A 16,349-nucleotide genomic window follows, 5' to 3' on the forward strand; every position below is an offset into this window, starting at 1 on the left:
AGAAGCCCACCCTCGAGGCGATTGACTCGATTAAACGCTGCGCTCTTTGCCAGCTGCGATTGGATGGGCTCGCCAGGCACAACGGCAGAAGTGCGTGTGGAGCGATGCGAGCGTCATGGTCTGAAGAGCACCCCGCCTTGACGTGAGACGTCACTGGGGCCGGTTTTTCGGTAGCCAGCTAGTCTCCAGATTTAAGCGCATCGAGTGCTTGCCGATGCACCAGGTGCGCTCTCCAAAGAACCATCTCGTTCCAATCCGGCTTCTGGGGGTAGAAATGCCGCTTGGTGGCATTCCGAATTTGCCTCCCCAGCTCGGAATCAACCTCGTCTGGTCTATACCTAAACAGCCAGTGTTCATCGCGTATTGAGGACATAATTGTCGAAATAGCGTACGTTCCGTATTCGAGGGCAACATAGGTGTGCCGGCTGCCTAACATGCGCTCCCAAAATGCGTCTTGCGTCCCAGGTATGGCGACCGAGGAAGAATTCCCTATATCCGGCGACGTCACGGACGGGCCAAAGATGCTGACGGCTCGCTCATAGCCGCTGAGTCCGGACGACTGCTCGCATTGCAACTCCCCATAGCCGTAAGGACCGAGCCCGGTGTGGTAGTCGATGATGATGACGTTATCGCGGGCTGCTACGTCAAAGTCGGCCACTATTTTCTCGAGGGTTCGCCTGGCTTCCGTAGGCTCGGTCCCGCCATAAAACAGGCCGCCAGGCTTCGTGTACTGGCCACGCCCCATCGCCGATCGGCAAGCCTCCTCGCCGTGCAGCTTGCGATATTGGGCGAGCGCAGCTTCTGCGCGCCGGGTTCCCTCCTCTGACCTGTCTGCAGGAACGAAATACTCGTCCAACTCTTCATACTCGGGGTTGGGGGGCACCGGTTTTGAAAAGTCGATGCAGTTTCTATTGAGGTCGCATCCCTCGGCAGTCGACCTGCGATCCCAGGCAAACCCGTAGCAGTTCAGTGCGTGGATGAAGAGCACGGCCGTGGAGGGCGGAAGCTCCTCGTGGAACTTTGCTCGCAAAAATAGCAGTTGCGCTGCCGACCCATGGTAACCTTCTGGCCCATGCGTGCCGGAAACGAGGATCAAGAGATTCTTGGCATCCGCGCGACCGAAATAGGCTGTATCGGTGAATAGTGCCTCGCCCGAGGGGCCCTTTGCGCTGCACTGATACGCCCTCGACTCTGGCGCCGCCGTCACGAATTTCTGCCTAGCTTCCAGATAGCTATCAGAAAAATCAACTGCGGCGACCTGCTTTACTATGTCAAAGTTCATTCCGCTTAGCTCCACCCTTGGTTCGTCTCCGGATTTGGGAACGAATAGTCAGTTCTGCGAAGACACTTACCGTCATTGACGGCAAGACTACCATGACATGCTGTAACGCTGCCGCTTTTCCTATTTTCTTAGAGCAGAATTACAGCAATGAAGGGCCTCCTTTCTGAAATTGTGCGCTGGTTCGGCAGGGGTCCCGCCGTTCACGACAACGCGTTCACGCACATCCTGCTCTGACACATCGAGCACCGCGGACGCCGCGGCTACAGAAATCGATCGGCCATCCGGCGTCGGATAATGTCCTGGAGTCGTTCAGGCAGATCGCTGATACCATTCGCATCGATCCGCGTGGGCTGGCGCGCGCTCATCTTAGCGTGACAGCGAACAATCGAAGAAACGCACCGGGGCTTTCGTCGGGTCAGATACTATTTGGCCAAAAAGAGCAATGCCTTGCTTAAGATTGACAGATTCAGGCTGGATGCAAGGTACTGCGTTACGTTGACCGCTGCGAAAACGCACAAGTTCATCTGGAGTGTCCTAGAGGCTGCAATTAGTACCATGTTATCGCTCTACAGTAGACAGTCCGTGGCTGCGGGCGTCCAATTCAGTTTTCAGATTGGTGTCTTCTAATGACGAGATAACGGCATGCGAGGCGGCGGCCGTCGGAGCGCGAGCGGGCTTCAAGCGCGGATCGACCGCGATGCGCCGGTGAGAAAACATCAAGCGCGGCAGCCATAATGAACACCAGAGCGACGGCCGGCTCTAAAGTAATATAAGGCGCCAGCCATCTAAGAACGCGATGGCACTGTCCGGAACACCCAATGCCGGCGACACATACTTGGCGGGTAGCGGATCGAACTGCATCAACGAGGTCCGACAGAAATCAAGTGACTGAAAGTGCAGATCAAAAACGTGCTCCTCGCGTCGGGCAACGGCGCATTCTTCTATCAGGTCCGGCGCAATCCAGGACAGAATCTATGTCGGCGCACCGCTTTGCGCGGCGGCTGCACTTGGCAACATTCAAGTCCTGAAGGAAAGAAACATCCTCGAGCATGTCCAGGATGTCGGGCCCCATTGGCTTTCCGGTATGAAAGCCGAACTGCAGGGACATCCCATTGTCGCGAAGTTCGCGGCGTTGGACTCCTGTCCGCCTTAGAAATGATGCGGGATCCCAAAGCGCGCGTACCTTTTGAGCCCGAACTGCAGGTCGGCGCGCGTGCCGCCGCTGCCCTGCTTGAGAACGGTGTCATCGGCCGAGCCATGCCGCACGGCGATATCCTCGGATTTGCCCCGCCTCTGATCATGACCCGGAACGAAATCGACATCATCGTCGACGCGACCGCGAAAAGCGGTCGATACGACCTATCGCGCTAAAGGCCGAAACTGCGATGTGACCATGGCCGCACATTAATGGGTAGAGGCAAGAACGATGCACATCGATGCAATTGTACGATAGCTTCTCAGCCGCCAGAACGACATTGTAGATAGACTTCGCGCTTTCTTGCGTCTGCCCAAAGCACGAACCCGGCTTTCACAGGAGGGATGCGCGACGCGCAAACGTTTCTGGTGACCTGGCTCAAAAGCATGGGCTTGAGCGATGTCCAGCTTCTCGATGGCGGAGGCCATCCCGCTGTCTATGGTGCTTGGAACAGTGCACCCGGAAAACCTACGTTGCTCATCTATGGACACTATGATGTACAGCCTCCCGACCCGCTTGAAGCTTGGCCCGACTTGAACAGTTGGAGGTGAACGGATGGCGAACGCTGTCAGTTAAGCTATTGAATTCACTTGCCTTGAATTTCCGGCGCGAAAATGTGTGGTAACAACATTTGTGCTGTTATCGTGGTTCTGTATGGATTTGACGGCATTTATTCGCTAACAACGCTGGCATGTTTGTCGTTGAGAGAGTCGCGCGCGGCCACCGCTATCTCTACCTCGTGGAAAGTGTCCGCGACGGCAAAACCGTTCGCCAGCGCACGATAAAGGCGCTGGGCCGCAAGGATGCGCTGGTTGCCAGCGGCGAACTTGACAGATTGGCGGCCTCGATTGCGCGCCATGGCGAACGCAGCCTCATCCTGTCCGACATTGACGCGGGGCGGATTGCCTCTCGCCGCATTGGCGGTCCGCTGTTGTTCGGGCGGCTGTGGCAGCGGCTCGGGATCGGCGATGTGCTGGAAGAGGTGCTGGAGGGGCGCCAGTTCGGCTTTGCGGTGGAACGGGCGGTGTTCATTGGCACGTTGCATCGGCTGTTCGTGTCCGGCTCGGACCGCGACTGCGCGAACTGGATGGCCGATTATGGTATCGAGGGCGCCGAGGGTCTGGCGCTCCATCACTTTTACCGGGCCATGGCGTGGCTGGGCGAGGAACTCGGCGAAAAGGCGCAAGGCGCGCTGGTGGCGCGCTGCGTGAAAGACGTGATCGAGGAAAAGCTCTTCGCGCGCCGGCAGGACCTGTTCACCGACCTCAGCCTTGTGTTCATGGACACAACCTCGTTGTCCTTCCATGGCGCGGGCGGCGAGACGCTGGGCAAGCGCGGGCATTCCAAGGACTTCCGCCCCGATCTGGCGCAAATGATCCTGGCGCTGGTCGTTGATGCCGAGGGCCGGCCGATCTGCACCGAGATGGTGCCCGGCAACACCGCTGACGTGACCGTCCTGTTGCCGGTGGTCGATCGGCTGCGAACGCGCTTCGGCGTCACACGCGCCTGCGTTGTCGCCGATCGCGGCATGATCAGCGCCGATACCATCGCCGCGCTCGAAAAGCTGGGCATGGAATACATTCTGGGGGCCCGCGAACGCTCGAGCAGCGTGATCCACAACGTCGTGCTCAATGACGCGGCACCGATGGTTCCGCTCGTTCTCGAGCGCCAGCGCGGTGAAACTCAGTTGTGGGTCAAAGAGGTCAAGGTCGGTAAAGACCGCTACATTGTCAGCCGCAATGACGCCGAGGCCGAGAAGGACAAGGCCGACCGCCAGGCGATCATCGCCGGCCTCGAGGCACAGCTCAAGAAGGGCGACAAGGCACTGGTCGGCAACTCGGCCTACCGGCGTTACCTCAAGGCCAGCGGCAAGAACTTCAAGATCGATGTCGGCAAGCTTGCCGAGGAAGCCCGGTACGACGGCCTCACCGTGGTGCGGACCAACGCGAAGGTGACCCCGCTCCAGGCCGTGCTGCGGTATCGCGATTTGCTCGAGGTCGAGAGCCTGTTCCGCGCCGCCAAGGCAACCTTCAATACCCGGCCGATCTTCCACCAATCCGATGCCGCCATCCGCGGGCATGTGTTTTGCTCGTTCCTGGCGCTCGTGCTCAGCAAGGAACTGCGCCGCCTCTGCCGGGCCAAAGGCCTGACGCCCGAATGGCAGCCGCTCCTACGCGATCTCGACCGCCTCCAGGAAGCCACCATAGAAAAGGATGGTCGCATCATCACCACCAGAACCCACGTTACGGGCCAAGTGGGCAACGTCTTCAAGGCATCTGGCATCGCTCTGCCACACAACCTCGACGAACAACTCGCCTGAGATCATCCCCAAAATGTAGTGGTAACACGCGCCGGCGCGCGCCTAACGTGCTGATATAATAACATATTCTTACAGGCGGTGTTTAAGTGGGGCTTGGGTAGCTCCATCTTTCGAACCAACGATACGAGACGGACGGCTCTATGCGCGCGGTGCATCTGACGACAAAGGCTCGACTGCAATCGCGCTAGAAACTATCGCTGCTTTCTCATCGTCCGAGGCGCCTGCCCTTATGAATGTGAAGGTCTTTCTGGAGGGGGAAGATGAAATCAACAGTCCGAGTTTTCCGTACGATTGTGTAACTGTACAGAAACTTGCTCCATATCTATCAAAACCATTTGTCTCAGTGTAATATTGAACCAACAATGAAAGTCGGACCAATTAAGATTTGACGGTCCGAGAGCGTCAATCGATGACGAATAGCTGCTGCGGAACGTTGGATAGGCATTCAACCTGTCTCTCGGTTATCAGGATGCTTTCGGTAATCTCGATCCCCCAATCCCCGTACCAAAGGCCTGACATGAAGTGGAAGGTCATGCCTGGCTGCAACTCGGTTTTGTCGCCGGCTCGAAAGCTAGCGGAATGCTCGCCCCAATCCGGCGGATACGCAAGGCCAATCGAATATCCAGACCGGCTCGCTTTAACGAAGCCGTATCGAGCAAGTGCCTGGGCATAGGTATTGGCAATGTCCTCGCAGCGATTTCCGGCCACTGCCTTCTCGAGCCCCGCCCTCATACCGTCGAGAACGGCCTTTTCCGCGTCGAGGATCTTCTGTGTCGGCTTCCCAAGATAATACGTTCGTGAGAGCGGGCAGTGGTAACGCTTGTGCACGCCAGCCAGCTCAAAAAAGATGCTTTCGTCGGCTCTCACCGGTTGATCGCTCCAAGTGAGATGTGGCGCTGAAGCATCTGCGCCGGCCCCGATCATTGGCATGGCTCCGGGGTAATCTCCCCAGAAGCCACCGTTACCACGCGTTCCTGCGTGGAAGATTTCCGCGACCACGTCAGACTGCTTCATACCTGGCCGGAGCACATCGGAGATGCGTTGATACACGCCTTCGATAACCTTGCCAGCTCCCCGCATATACTCAATTTCCCGGGGAGATTTTATGATACGCTGCCAATTGATCAGTCGGTTCGTGTCTTTGAACTTCGCGTTGGGAAGCGAAGCTGAAAGCACTTCGAATGCGGCAGCCGTAAAGAAGTAGTTATCCTTCTCGACCCCAATAATCGCAGAGGCATGCCCTTCACTGAAAATAACGTCTGCAAGGACCGTCATCGGATGAAGAGTATCGGACTGAACGTAATGGTCCTCATACCATCTGATCCGATCTTCGCCGATGTAGGCAGTGCGGCGACAACCATTGGCATCGATCCCCCGGCCAAACCAAAGTGGATCCTTGTCCTTCGAAACGACCACGCATTGATGCACGTAGAATGACCATCCGTCATAACCGGTCAGCCAAGCCATGTTTGCAGGGTCAGTGACCACTAGCAAATCAACACCAGCCTGCTCCATAGCCTGGCGGGCTTTCTCGAGACGGCTCCGATATTCGGATAGCTCAAATCGCAGCATTTTCGTACCCCAAAGAAACAGGTTATCTTAGCAGACCACGCCCGGCGGACGGCAATCGACGATCTTCGTAGTCTATTTTGACGGCAACGCCTCCATAACGGTCAAGCATCGCCGGCGGCAGATGAGCAGCGCCGCGTCAATTGTTCAAATACAATTTCGTTAAGGTCTCGATCTTGGATCGAGATCGTAGCTCGGCGAGGCCAATCCCAACGCTAATCGTTCGCCTGCGACACCGTCATTGACAGTCGACCAATCGGTGTAATCGGACGAACTATCATGCCCGATATCGAGACGTTCCCAATACATAACGAGCGGGGTCACCTAATGGCGTCGGCGCCTCCAAAATCCTGAGCTTGAATACCGGCTGGACAACACGGCCAGCTTCGCGGCCGAAAGTTGGCATCTTTCGGTATCAATCACATCGAAACCGGGATTCCTGAGACCGGGGTTGTCGCACCGAAAAGGCGAGGAGGGGAACGGTCGGACTATCGGTTTGAGGGCCGATATGGACGCCTTGCCAAATTGCAGGAGCATCAAATAGGCCGGTCCGACGTTTATCCATGAAGCGAGCAGTTCGACATTTACCTCATCGTAGTCAGGAGTCGTCTCACCTTGCCTTCAAAATCAAAAACTTCCTTGAGCAAGAAGGCAATGTCGTTGATCGGAGAATTGATTGTTTGCGTGTTCTTGCGTTCTTCCGTGGCTGTCAGTTTCGCAGCGGCTTGCCGGTGGCAAGCATGTGCTTCACCCTCTCGACCGTTGCGGTCGTCTCGAACAGAGCGGTAAATGTCTGCCGTTCCAGGGCGATGATGTCGTCCTCGACCATCGGCTTCAGCGGATCGGCATCCGGGCCTCCGCTCAGCACGTTGATCAGCGCCTCGCCAACGACTATGTCGTGGGCGGTCGCACGGCCGGAGAAGGCTGCGCCTTTCAGAATGTTGCGCAAGTCCGAAGCGCCGGATGGGCCAGACAGCGCAAGCAGTGGTGGCTTGGGGGCAACATAGCCGTCGGAGAGCGAAAGCGCTTTCTGCTTCGCGTCGGCCAGGAGCCGGTCGCGATTTTATGGTGACACCGTCGGTCGGGCGCAGGAAGCCGAGGCTCCTTGCTTCGAAAGCGCTGCTAGAAACCTTGGCTGGAGCGATTAGGTTGAACGCGGCGACCGCTGGCACGCTTAGGCCCGTCGTGGCGCTGGCACGGCCACTCTGGCGGATCAGCATTTCCTTGCAGCCGCCCCAGCCGGGGACAATCCCAATGCGGGTTTCGACCAAGCCGATGGAGAGCTCGGCATGGGCTTGGATTGCATCGCAATGGAGCAGCATTTCGCAGCCGCCACCAAGAGCGAGGCCGGCGGGGGCGCCAACGACCGGGAACGGGGCGTATTTGACCGCCTTGAAGGTTTGGTGCCCCATGTCAATGAACTCGCCCAGGGCGTCGGAGCCGCCTTTTTCGATTCTTTCGAGAAAGACACGCAGGTCGGCACCTGCACTGTGGATAGGAGAATCGGATCCGATGAGCAGTGCTCTGAAGCCTTTACCCACTTCCTCAAGTGCCGCATTGATCGCGTCGAGCAAGGCCTCAGAGAACGTGTTCATCTTAGTGCAAAATTCAAGACAGACGACGCCGCCATCCAGGTCCCACAGTGCGGCGCAGCCATAGTCGACCACTGGCTTGGTTGTGAGCTTCAGATCAGCAATGGTCATCACGCCCTCGCCCTCGCCCAAACTCCGTTCCGGCTACGCCGCTCTGCGCAACGCCGCCGCCCGACCCTGAATTCGGACGTACGTTCACAGACTTCATAACGTGGCGGACATTGGGCGGGCCTACTGCTCCAACCAAAGCACGTCCAACTGCAACCGGTGATCAACAAAAGCCAGGCGGCAAGGTCTCATCCACCGTGCGTTTGATCAGCTGGGTCAATTCGCGTCGCGTTAGCCAAACGAGCCAGTCATCATCTTCGATTCCGTGGTCAGGTAAACGCAAAACAGACCCGTGGGCTTCTCTGTGGAGATAACCATACAGATCGGCGACTCCCTTTTCGATTGACCAGGTGGGGACAAGGCCATAAATGAAATCGGGTGACCATTTCGCCCATGCCAACCCAAATGCAATGCTCGAAAAGGTTCTGGGCAACCCCTGTCCTCTAAAATCCTCTCGAAGCCATATGTCGCCTTGGTAAACTACGGCCCCCGTTATTTTCCGAGCGGTTGATGCACGGCAAACACACGAGGACCCTGAGCCGGCTTGGCTCTTCGGATCTGCGTAGCACGCCTTCAATGACTCCAGGTGTTCAGCCAAGTTGGTTGTCCTTAGATCGTCCACACGAAGTGCCTGTACATGCGCTACCTCGCTCGATTGATCTTCTCCGACAATCCAAAACGCACGGCCAAGCTTAAGCCGTGAACAATCGGGTCGAAAAATTGGAAAGGTTGGCGATTTTCCAACGAGGTTTGTGGTAATATCAAGGTATTCTTCAAAATTTTCTCCCATTTTGAAACGAATTCCCGCTTTTCGCGCTGCTTCATCAAACGAATGAATGTATCGCGATACGTCAAGGGTTGTCACACACTTTTCGGGTGTCACACATTTTTCCTTTCTTTAGTGCCCCACCGTAGGTTGATAGTGCGACCGAAAATAAGAGTGTGTGATTGTAAAAGATACTATCAACCTTTGTAGTTGACGCGTCGACTCGGGCGTTTTGCCGCAACGCGGCAGCTGCTGCGGTCATTTCTGAAGACCAGCTCAATCCGGTGGGATCGTTCGCTAGGAGACCTGTGCGCGGGTGTCTTTACCGACGTGTTAAACTATGATTCCGTCAATCTGAACGATGGGTTGGGGATGCGATGGGACGTCGGTGCATTGGTCAGGAAACGGTCGGTTCTGCGGTTGATCGCGGCTATCGATCTGGTACGATTTGTCCGACGCGTGATCGCGCCTTATGTGACCTTCAAACAGGACGAAACGATTCATCCAATCTCCCAAGAGAAAAGGAGTAAATGCTTCAAACGCCGAGCGTCTGAAGCCCGGCATAAAGCTCCAGAGCTTCGGGATTGGCCAGCGCTTCCTTGTTCTTAACCGGTCGGCCATGAACAACCTCGCGGACGGCGAGCTCGACGATCTTGCCGGACTTGGTGCGCGGGATATCCGCCACCTGGATGACCTGGCCGGCACATGGCGCGGCGAGGCGCCGGTGCGTATCTTGGCCTTGATCCTCTTCTCGAGATCGGCGCCGAGCTTAAGGCCCGGCGCGAGCCGGACGAAGAGGACGACGCGGACATCATTTTCCCACTCCTGGCCGATGCAGATGGCTTCAGTCACCTCTTTGAGCTGTTCTACCTGATTGTAGATCTCGGCCGTGCCGATGCGGACGCCTCCGGGAATGAGGGTCGCATCCGAGCGGCCATGGATGATCAGCACGTCATGTTCGGTCCATTCGGCGAAGTCGCCGTGGCACCAGACATTGTCGAAGCGCTCAAAATAAGCGGCGCGATATTTGGTGCCGTCCGGATCGTTCTAGAATCCAACAGGCATCGAGGGAAAGGCGCGGGTACAGACCAACTCGCCCTTCTCGCCGCGAACCGGCAGGCCCTCGTCGTCCCAGACATCGACGGCTAGGCCCAGGCCCGGCCCCTGGATCTCGCCCTTCCAGACCGGCCTGACCGGATTGCCGAGCACGAAGCAGGAGACAACATCGCTGCCGCCGGAGATCGAGGCGAGTTGGACATCCGGCTTGATGCCCTCGTAGACGAAGGAGAAGCCCTCCGGGCTGGCGGCGAGCCCGCGGAGGTGATCAAGCGCAGCTCTGAGATATCGTGCGTTTTTAGCGGCTCGATCCCCCCTTGCGCACGGCGTCAATATATTTCGCCGAGGTTCCGAAGATGGCGAGCGCTCTTCCGCCGCGTAGTCCCAGAGCACATTGCCTGAGGGTGCGAATGGCGAGCCGTCGAACAGGCAGAGGTGGCGCCGCTCGTCAGCCCGGAGACAAGCCAATTCCACATCATCCAACCGCAGGTGGTGAAGTAGAACAGCCGGTCGCCATCGCCGACACCGCAATGGAAGCGATGCTCCTTGAGATGCTGGAGCAGCGTGCCGCCGGCCGAATGCACGATGCACTTCGGTACCCCAGTAGTGCCCGACGAGAACAGGATGTAGAGCGGATGCACGAACGGCAGCGGCTCGTATTCCACCAGCTTGGCGATGAAGGGACTGGTGACCGCATCCATCGTCCGGCCATCGGCGAGCGAGGCGGCCAGCACTTCGGCGTCTCCGGCGTAACCGACGACCATGACGGGGCAGCCGAGCTTCGGCGCGACACTACGCACCTTGTCCGAGACGTCCTGGAGCTTGCCATTATACCAATAGGCATCGCACGTGACGAATATCTTCGGCTCAATCTGGCCGAAGCGATCGAGCACGCCCTGCTCGCCGAAATCGGGCGAGCAGGACGACCAGACGGCGCCGATCGAGCTTGCTGCCAGCATGCACGCGATGGTTTCCGGCATGTTCGGCATCATCGCCGAGATGCGGTCGCGGAAGGCCTGCTGCAGCTTTGAGACGGTGGAGTGAAGCTGGTCCCAGCTCCAGCGGTAGCTCACCTTGTCCTCGCCGCGGAAGATCAATGCATCCCTCAGGACCGTGCTTGACCAGCAGGTTCTCGGCGAAGTTCAGCCTAGCATCCGGGAAGAATCGGGCGTCGAGCATGACGTCGCCATTGACGAGGTCACGATCGCCTTTCTTGCCGCGTACCTGGCAGAAATCCCATACCACCGACCAAAAGGGGCCGCGACTGTCGATCGACCATTGGTGGAAGGCGTCATGACCAGGCAGCTCCACCGCGTTCTTGACCGCGCAGAAGTCGCGGAACTTCGTTATCGAGCTCGATGCAACCTGGTCCTCCGTTGGAGCCCAAAGCGGCGTATTCTCAGACATATGGGTCTTTCTTCGATGTAAGGCGTGGCCGCAATATGCGGTCGCGGCATTTCCTCTTTGATCGTCTTGTGACGATGTAGGTGAAGTAGCGATCAATGGCAATCTCGCGGTCGAGCAGGTAGTCGACGAAGCGCCGCCGCCGACGGATCAGCAGGATATGACCTCATCGATGGCCCTGATTGCGCGCTCGAAGCGGCCGGAAAGTCCGTGGCGGTGGTTGGAGAGGGTCACTTCCATCAGCACGGTTCTCACCCGTTCCAGTCTGCATCGGCTGGTTCAGCGCCATGACATCAGCCGAGACGTCGCGCCGATCTCGCCCGGGTGAGATCAACCCACTAGGAGTGGTAGGGTGCGGTGCAAATGGAGACACGGTAATACTACCCACCAGCGAACAGGAGACAACAGTATGCAAGCCATAACGATCGAGTTCGAGCCCGCGAGAGCCTGTGGCCGTGATGCCCGATCAAGGATATAGACCGCAGAATTTGGAAGTGCTTGCAAAGCGCCGGGTTGGCGCGCTTCTTCGGAGAAAAATTAGTCCCGATCATCGATTCCCGTGGCGGCTTAGGGCAGGCGGAGATTTGTCGTACAACATCGGAAGAGTGTCACTGATCGAGAATGTTGGACTGTTGTCCGGTCCCCAGAGTGACATTCTGTAAGACGCTCAAGAGCCCCCGACACGCGACAGCAGAATTGTACGTTGGATCGATCGGTTACAATGCCACTAATGCTTTGTTGTCACGGTTGAATAGCTTTGCATCGAAAAAGGAGAATGCCACTATGAGTGAAATGGACTTGATCGATAATTTCATTCCACGTACCGATGTCGTTAAATGCACAGCGCGCATCGGGGCTGAAATCAGGAACATCAAGCTGTCGGCCGATTTGCCGGACCAGGCTATCGCTGCGATAAACGGTCTGGTGCTTGAGCACAAGGTCATCTTCTTCCGCGACCAGAGTCATCTCGACGACGCCGAGCAGGAGCGCTTTGCTCTTCGTTTCGGGAAGCCTTCGCCATATCCGGAGGGAACGATGCCGATCTTCGAGATTGATTCCGGCAGAGATCTCCCGACTGACATTTGGCACATCGATTGGTCCTGCATGGATGCCTATCCCAAGATTTCGGTGCTGCGAGGCGTAGTGATCCCACAAGCCGGCGGTGATACGGTGTGGTCAAACACGGCGACCGCATATCTCGATTTGCCGCTGCCGCTGCAACGGCTTGCCGACGACCTTTGGGCTGTTCACAGCTGGCCTGGAGCTCATTATAGGCGTTATGCCGAGGCCCCTACCGGAACGAGGATCGAGACCGAGCACCCCGTGGTACGCGTCCACCCCGAGACGGGTGAGCGCACACTGGTGCTAGGCTCCTATGTAGCAGGATTTGTTGGCGTCTCGAAATATGACAGCCTGAGGCTATTCGATCTATTTGAGTCTCATATTACCGCGCAGGAGAACACCGTGCGTTGGAAGTGGAAGCAGGGTGATGTCGCTGTCTGGGACAACCGAGCCACGATGCATTGTGCTACCAAAGATTTCGGCGACCAGAGCCGCGTCGTTCGTCGCGCGACCATCGAGGGCGAGGTGCCCGTCAGTGTCGACGGCCGGTACAGCGTTGCGCGTTTCAAGTTCGTCGGGCGAAATCAGAAACTGACTCCTAACGAAGCTTAGAACTGACCCCTCGTGTCAAACGAGGAGTGATCGACGACCCATATCTCAGCGCATCCTGCATCGTCGTCAAAACGATGCAGGCCTGAAGCATCTAAGAGGAGTGGCAATGTTGCGGCTGTACGAGCTTGGCTGAGGGCTGCGGATGACCGTGATGTCGACGCCCGCGAGACAAGATGCAGCGGTGGCATGACGGAAGGTGCGTGCGCAAGCGCACTCCGTGCCGCACTGCGGGTAGCCAAGGAGCGCTCATTCGGATTGAAGGTCATAGGGGTATTGGTCTAATCTAAGAGGCCTCTCTGATTGGGGTCGTTGAGGTCAAGATGCTCCTGCACTTTTTTCTGGACCGTTCCGTGGGTCACTCGCTTCTCTTCGCGGTCGGCGCTCTGGCCGCCGCATGATGGGGTCAGGAGAGCGAGGCGTCTCAATCTGTTTCACGACTTTGCCGAGTTTTGGCCGGCAGGTTCGGGACTCTCAACGAGATCGCCTCGCCCATCGTCCCCACGGAACGATCCGGGCATCGCCCTTTCGGGCGAAGGCTTTGTTCGTGTTGCGTGTTCCTTTGATTGGCCTCGGTTCACGCCGCCACCGCGGCAGGCTCCTTTCCAAAGCGGAATTCGGTTGCCTCGGCCCACATGCGATGCAGGATGACCGCCAGCTTGCGGGCCACCGCCACCCGCGCCCGCGCCATGCCCCGGCGCCCGGCGATGGTCATGCCCCAGGCCCTGAGGCTCGACCACTTCTTCGATCGCACGAGCAGCGAATGCGCTGCCTCGTAGAGGGCGGTGCGGGCGAGTTCATCGCCGCAGCGGCTGACCCTTCCCTGGATGTCGGTCTCGCCGGACTGGTAGCGCGCCGGCGTCAGCCCCAGATGCGCCCCTACCGCCCGCGACGAGCCGAACCGCTCCGGCCGGTCGATCGTGGCGCGGAAGGCAAGCGCGGTGATCGGCCCGACGCCCGGCGCGCTCATCAGCCGCCGGCAGACTTCCTCCTTGCGCACGATATCGAGAACCTGCTTGGTCAGGCGGGCGAACTCTCCCAGCATGACGGCGAGGATCGCAAGCAGCGGCTCGACCATCGCCATCATCTGGGCGTCGGCGCCGGCCAGTTCCCGCACGCGGCCGGCAAAAGCGCTGCGCGACGGCAAGCCCAGTTTGACGCCGGCCTCGCGCAGCATCGCCCGCACCACGTTCTCGATCGAACGCATCTCGTTCAGCACCGTGCGGCGGGCAACCAGCAGCGAGCGCCAAAGCCGGCACTGCCGGCTCTTGACGTGCACCTGCTGATACCAGCCGGTGCGCATGATCTGCGCCAGCGCGCGGGCGTCATTGCGATCGGTCTTGTTGGGCATGGTCTTCATCGCCGCATTGGCCTGCCGCGTCTCGATGCAGATCGCCGGCAAGCCTTCGGCGTGCAATCCATCGTGAAGCCAGGCCGTCAGCGAGCACGCTTCCAGGCCGATCCGCTCAAGCGGCAAGCCGGTCCCCTTCAGCGCTTCACACAACGCCTGCGGATCGCTCAACGCTCTCGCCTCCTTCACGATCCGGCCAGTCTCGTCGACAATGCAAATAGAGGTCTCTTCCAAAGACACGTCCAGTCCGGCAAAGTACTTCATGGCTGCTCCTTCCAAATGTTTGTGGCGACTCACATCGACCACGTTTTCACATTTCGACAGGAGCAGCCGCCATCATCTGGCTCGGCCGAGACCCCAATCACCCCATCTGTTTGGAAAATCGGAAAATTGGGATTTCGGCGGAGGCTGGTTTGTGATTCAAGCTGTGGATGTGGACCGAACAGAGCCGTGGCCGGATGGCCAAGATCGCCAAGAAGACCAAGCGCTACCCGCCCGATCTGACGGCCGTCGAGAGAAGTGCCAACGAGCGGATCGCCAACCTCACGTCGATCCCTGAAGGTGCTGGAGCGCGCGCAATACGGCAAGCGTTCCGAACGGCTGCGCCTGTCAATCAACGACGAGCAGGCTTCCTTTGCCTTCGAAGAGGTCGAGACTGGCCTTTCCGAGATCCAGAGCGAACTCGATCACGCGGTCAAGGACAAGCCGAAGCGTGCCCCGCGTCCGCGCAAGGGCTTTGCCGCTCATCTCGAACGCATCGAGGAAGTTGTCGAGCCGGACATCCCAGCCGACTGCGCAGGGCTGGAAAAGGTTCTGATCGGCGAGGATCGATCCGAACGGCTGGATGTCGTGCCGCCGAAGTTCCGGGTCATCGTGTGGTCCAGGCACTGGCGCCGGCGCACATCATCGAAAGCGGCCTGCCGACATGCACTGGTTCGTAGGGCGCACCATCTCGATCTACTATGCTTTGGTGGATGGCGGCATCGCGGCGGGCAGTTGAGTCTGGGGCACCGTGTCGCAGAACCACTCCCTAATCTTGGCCCTGGAGGGCTCTGCTGGTGCTCTGTTGCTCGTCGCTGTAGCCGGCGTCTTGTTTCCTCTCCCCGAGCGACGCAAGTCTGAGCTCGATCCTTTGGAGGAATTCGACGCCCCGGCAGTCGCGCTTCATCTGAAACAAAGAAGCGGTCCAATCATTGTCAGCCGCGTCGGGGCTCGGCACACTGAAGGAAGGGCAACCTGCAGAAGCCTATGCAATGGACAGAGACATTCCGAACACCGACTTGGACCGCGTGGGACTATGATCTCTTACAATGCGCGTTCCTTGGGTTAAATTTCTAAGAAATCTCTGCAAAACTCTTGTTCCCGATACTGGTTCTTCAAATAGAGGCGGAGCCACTGTACGCTGATGATGTTGCTGAAGTCACCGAAGGAGGTTGCACGCCTTTTATGCCGTAATGGGCCGAGAAATCAAACATTCCAGGCGTATCGTGGTATTCCCACACCAATGCCATAGGGCATTTGATTGCTTCTGCCATTCTGATCGTCTGGCTATGAGATCGGCATCAGCAATGGGATGCGTCGTAGTCGCCGGTGAATATCCAACGTTGGTCCGAAGCTGTGCAGATCGAACCCGGTGTCGGCGCAACAACAGGCGGGAAAGCGCATCTGCTACGCGCTCGGCGACCGATCCATCCGGGCGGTCCGGATTGAAATTCAAGCCGTCGATCGAGTGTTGCGGCTCCATGCCTGCACGGCTGGTGGATTGAGCAATGGCTCGATGATGACCTTCCACAGGTTTGCGCTTTCGGCGGCCACTCAATAAGCCGTCGGGCGACAATTGGCCCTTCCAATTCATTGCCATGACATCCGCCAGTTTTCTCGCTGCCTGACCAGATTTGCTAACCTTCATTCTTTCTGTGCAACAAAACCTTTGATTAAATTACAGAACTTTTGCGTCTGCACAGCGCAGACAATGGTACCTTCACCGCTGACGTCTGGCACGGATAAGGCTGATGCCGATTCGCTAAGCCTCGGC

10 protein-coding genes and 5 pseudogenes are annotated in these 16,349 nt (G+C 58.0%); 7 read left to right on the forward strand and 8 right to left on the reverse strand.

All coding sequences use genetic code 11. The annotated features are described in order from the left end of the window. Positions 1-178: 178 nt before the first annotated feature. Positions 179-1,282 carry a DUF2817 domain-containing protein gene (locus AC56QX_RS38365; protein ID WP_497118517.1) on the reverse strand — a complete coding sequence of 368 codons (1,104 nt, stop codon included), beginning with the start codon at positions 1,280-1,282 and terminating at the stop codon, positions 179-181. Between the two features lie 973 nt (positions 1,283-2,255). On the opposite strand from AC56QX_RS38365, the pseudogene AC56QX_RS38370 reads away from it, so the two are divergent. The 3 genes and pseudogenes from AC56QX_RS38370 to AC56QX_RS38380 form a co-directional block, all read left to right on the forward strand. Beyond that, positions 2,256-2,690, forward strand: a pseudogene (locus AC56QX_RS38370) (aminotransferase class III-fold pyridoxal phosphate-dependent enzyme); the annotation flags it as partial. Positions 2,691-3,168: 478 nt separating this feature from the next. Then, complete coding sequence (locus AC56QX_RS38375; protein WP_497112866.1) at positions 3,169-4,797, forward strand: IS1634 family transposase; 1,629 nt, start codon at positions 3,169-3,171, stop codon at positions 4,795-4,797. A gap of 121 nt (positions 4,798-4,918) precedes the next feature. After that, the gene (locus AC56QX_RS38380; RefSeq protein ID WP_497118882.1) at positions 4,919-5,146 is read left to right on the forward strand and encodes a M20/M25/M40 family metallo-hydrolase; all 228 of its coding nucleotides are present in this window, start codon (positions 4,919-4,921) and stop codon (positions 5,144-5,146) included. Positions 5,147-5,199: 53 nt separating this feature from the next. Here the strand turns inward: AC56QX_RS38380 and AC56QX_RS38385 are convergent, their stop codons facing one another. After that, the gene (locus AC56QX_RS38385) at positions 5,200-6,369 is read right to left on the reverse strand and encodes a M24 family metallopeptidase (protein ID WP_497118518.1); all 1,170 of its coding nucleotides are present in this window, start codon (positions 6,367-6,369) and stop codon (positions 5,200-5,202) included. Positions 6,370-6,733: 364 nt separating this feature from the next. Here AC56QX_RS38385 and AC56QX_RS38390 point away from each other — a divergent pair. Further along, a pseudogene (locus AC56QX_RS38390) lies at positions 6,734-6,889 on the forward strand (amidohydrolase); the annotation flags it as partial. A gap of 186 nt (positions 6,890-7,075) precedes the next feature. Here AC56QX_RS38390 and AC56QX_RS38395 read toward each other — a convergent pair. The 4 genes and pseudogenes from AC56QX_RS38395 to AC56QX_RS38410 form a co-directional block, all read right to left on the reverse strand. Next, positions 7,076-7,315 (reverse strand): hypothetical protein, encoded by a 240-nt coding sequence (locus AC56QX_RS38395; RefSeq protein WP_497118894.1) that lies wholly within the window; start codon positions 7,313-7,315, stop codon positions 7,076-7,078. A 283-nt stretch (positions 7,316-7,598) separates the two neighbouring features. Continuing rightward, positions 7,599-8,069, reverse strand: a pseudogene (locus AC56QX_RS38400) (enoyl-CoA hydratase/isomerase family protein); the annotation flags it as partial. Positions 8,070-8,229: 160 nt separating this feature from the next. Then, on the reverse strand, positions 8,230-8,949 hold the full coding sequence (locus AC56QX_RS38405) for a hypothetical protein (RefSeq protein ID WP_497118519.1): 720 nt from the start codon (positions 8,947-8,949) through the stop codon (positions 8,230-8,232). 418 nt (positions 8,950-9,367) lie between these two features. Beyond that, positions 9,368-10,961, reverse strand: a pseudogene (locus AC56QX_RS38410) (acetoacetate--CoA ligase). 1,114 nt (positions 10,962-12,075) lie between these two features. Between AC56QX_RS38410 and AC56QX_RS38415 the strand changes: the two are divergent. Next, positions 12,076-12,966 (forward strand): TauD/TfdA dioxygenase family protein, encoded by an 891-nt coding sequence (locus AC56QX_RS38415; protein WP_497118520.1) that lies wholly within the window; start codon positions 12,076-12,078, stop codon positions 12,964-12,966. Between the two features lie 574 nt (positions 12,967-13,540). On the opposite strand, the gene AC56QX_RS38420 is transcribed toward AC56QX_RS38415, so the two are convergent. After that, positions 13,541-14,578: an IS110 family RNA-guided transposase gene (locus AC56QX_RS38420; RefSeq protein WP_497116346.1), complete on the reverse strand. Its 1,038-nt coding sequence runs from the start codon at positions 14,576-14,578 to the stop codon at positions 13,541-13,543. Positions 14,579-14,814: 236 nt separating this feature from the next. Here AC56QX_RS38420 and AC56QX_RS38425 point away from each other — a divergent pair. After that, positions 14,815-15,240: pseudogene (locus AC56QX_RS38425) on the forward strand (transposase domain-containing protein); the annotation flags it as partial. Positions 15,241-15,326: 86 nt separating this feature from the next. Continuing rightward, on the forward strand, positions 15,327-15,644 hold the full coding sequence (locus AC56QX_RS38430; RefSeq protein ID WP_497118521.1) for an MFS transporter: 318 nt from the start codon (positions 15,327-15,329) through the stop codon (positions 15,642-15,644). A gap of 114 nt (positions 15,645-15,758) precedes the next feature. Here the strand turns inward: AC56QX_RS38430 and AC56QX_RS38435 are convergent, their stop codons facing one another. Beyond that, positions 15,759-16,223 carry a hypothetical protein gene (locus tag AC56QX_RS38435; protein WP_497118523.1) on the reverse strand — a complete coding sequence of 155 codons (465 nt, stop codon included), beginning with the start codon at positions 16,221-16,223 and terminating at the stop codon, positions 15,759-15,761. Between the last annotated feature and the right edge of the window lie 126 nt (positions 16,224-16,349).

The organism is Mesorhizobium sp. RCAM 06353, from assembly GCF_059683585.1.